At 67.2% G+C, this 2,399-nt stretch carries 3 protein-coding genes; all 3 read left to right on the top strand.

All coding sequences use genetic code 11. The annotated features are described in order from the left end of the window. A partial coding sequence (locus tag HZB86_10820; GenBank protein ID MBI5906017.1) for an electron transfer flavoprotein subunit beta/FixA family protein occupies positions 1 to 560 on the top strand: 560 nt, incomplete at its 5' end. A gap of 72 nt (positions 561 to 632) precedes the next feature. Continuing rightward, entirely contained in the window at positions 633 to 1,607 is a 975-nt protein-coding gene (locus HZB86_10825) for an electron transfer flavoprotein subunit alpha/FixB family protein (protein MBI5906018.1), read from the top strand. 49 nt (positions 1,608 to 1,656) lie between these two features. Then, positions 1,657 to 2,399: nucleotide sugar dehydrogenase (locus HZB86_10830; protein MBI5906019.1), on the top strand; the 743-nt coding region annotated here is incomplete at its 3' end.

The raw sequence follows: 2,399 nt of genomic DNA on the forward strand, positions 1-2,399 counted from the left end.
AGGACGGCGAGCAGCAGATCCGGACGGCGCTGGCGATGGGAGCGGACCGCGCGGTTCTGGTGGAGGCGGGGAGCGGCCTGGATTCGCTGGCGGTGGCGAAAGTGCTGGCGAAGGTGGTGGGGGAGGAGAAGCCGGAGCTGGTGCTGATGGGGAAGCAGTCGGTGGACGACGACAACAACCAGATGGGGCAGATCCTGTCGGCTTTGCTTTCATGGCCGCAGGCGACGTTCGCGTCGAAGGTGGAGTTTTCCGGGGACGGGAAGAAGGCGAACGTGACGCGGGAAGTGGACGGCGGGCTGGAGACGATCGAGGTCGCGCTGCCCGCGGTGGTGACGACGGACCTTCGCCTGAACGAGCCGCGGTACGCGTCGCTCCCCGGGATCATGAAGGCGAAGAAGAAGGAAGTGAAGGTGGTCCCGGTGGCGTCGCTGGGGGTGGACACGGCCCCCCGGGTGAAGGTGCTGTCGTACGCGGCGCCGAAGCAGCGGGCGGGCGGCGGCCGGGTGGCGGATGTCGCGGAGCTGGTGGCGAAGCTGAAAAACGAAGCGAAAGTCATATAACCGCAGAACCGGGACGTTCACAGAACTCCCACAGTTTAGGGACAGACATAACGACCTGTCGGGGGGATTTTCATGGCGGACATGCTGGTAGTCGTCGAGCATCAGGAAGGGGTATTCCGGAAGAACACGCTGTCGGCGGTTTCAGCGGCGAAGACGCTGGCGGGCCTGACGGGCGGCGAAGTGGACGCGCTGGTGCTGGGGGACGGCATCGCCGCGGTGGCGGATACGGTCGCGGGGAGCGGCGTCCGGAAGGTCCTGCTGGGGGAGGGCGCGGGATTCGGGAAATACCTGGCGGTGACGTTCGCGGGCGCGGTGGCGCAGGTGGTCAGGGAGAAGGGGTACGGCGCGGTGTTCGCCCCGGCGTCGACGTTCGGGAAGGACTTCATGCCGCGGGTGTCGGGTCTTCTGGACGCCCCGCTGGCATCCGACATCGTGGGGTTGGAGAAGGAAGGGTCCGCGCTGCGGGTGAAGCGGCCGATGTACGCCGGGAACGCGATCGGGACGGTGGAGCTCGTCGGGAGCCCGCTGCTGTTCACGGTCCGCCAGACGGCGTTCGACGCGGCCCCGCTGGGGGGCTCGAAGGCCCCGGTGGAGAAGGTGACGGTCGCGGCGGAGGCGGCCGGCACGGCGTTCGTGGGCCGCCAGGAGACCAAGTCGGAACGCCCGGAGCTGACGGAGGCGCGCGTGATCGTGTCGGCCGGCCGCGGGATCAAGGCGCAGGAGAACTTCAAGCTGGTGGAGGAGCTGGCGGACACGCTTTCGGCGGCGATCGGGGCATCCCGGGCGGCGGTGGACGCGGGGTGGGCCCCGAACGACTGGCAGGTGGGGCAGACGGGGAAGATCGTGGCGCCGGAGCTCTACATCGCGCTGGGGATCAGCGGCGCGATCCAGCACCTGGCGGGGATGAAGGACAGCAAGGTGATCGTCGCGATCAACAAGGACGAGGAGGCGCCGATCTTCCAGGTGGCCGACTACGGGCTGGTGGGCGACCTCTTCAAGGCGGTGCCGGAACTGGTCGCGGAGCTGAAAAAAGTGAAATCGGCCTGATGATTTCCGGAATCCTGCCGATAGGGTTACCCGGGAGGGTAAAAACACGATGACGGCAACGCGAGGCGGGCGGGTGGACCTGCTGCGCCGGCTCAAGGAGAAGAACTTCACCGCCGCGGTCATCGGGCTCGGGTACGTCGGGCTGCCGCTGGCGATGGAGTACGCCGACGCCGGGATCGAGGTGATCGGGATCGACGTCGACGGCTCCAAGGTCCGGACGCTCAAGGAAGGGAAGTCGTACATCGGCGACGTTTCATCCGAAGCGGTGAAGCGCGCGGTCGCCGCGGGGCTGCTCACGGCCACCACCGACTACTCCGCGGTGGCGATGGCCGACACCGTGAACATCTGCGTTCCCACTCCTCTCCGCAAGACGAAGGACCCGGACCTCTCGTACATCGTGGGGGCGATGGAGCACATCGTCGGCTACCTCCACAAGGACATGCTCCTCGTCCTCGAGAGCACGACCTACCCCGGGACCACTTCCGAGGTGCTGGCCCCGATGATCGAGGCGAAGGGGTTCAAGGTCGGGGAGGACATCTTCCTCGCCTTCTCCCCGGAGCGGGTCGATCCGGGCAATGCGCGGTACACGACGAAGAACATCCCAAAGGTGGTCGGGGGCGTGACGCCGAAATGTTCGAAGGTCGCGACGGCGCTGTACGCCGGCGTGCTCGAGAACGTCCACCCGGTGTCCAGCGCGGCGGTCGCCGAGATGGTCAAGCTCCTCGAGAACACGTTCCGCTCGGTGAACATCGGGCTGGTGAACGAGATCGCCCTCATGGCCGACCGGATGGG

It is taken from the genome of Deltaproteobacteria bacterium, assembly GCA_016234845.1.
Classification (GTDB): domain Bacteria; phylum Desulfobacterota; class Deferrimicrobia; order Deferrimicrobiales; family Deferrimicrobiaceae; genus JACRNP01.

What these genes read in the sequence shown, in the direction of transcription:
- HZB86_10825 (MBI5906018.1), top strand. Translation starts at nt 633, where the DNA reads ATGGCGGACATGCTGGTAGTCGTCGAGCATCAGGAAGGGGTATTCCGG.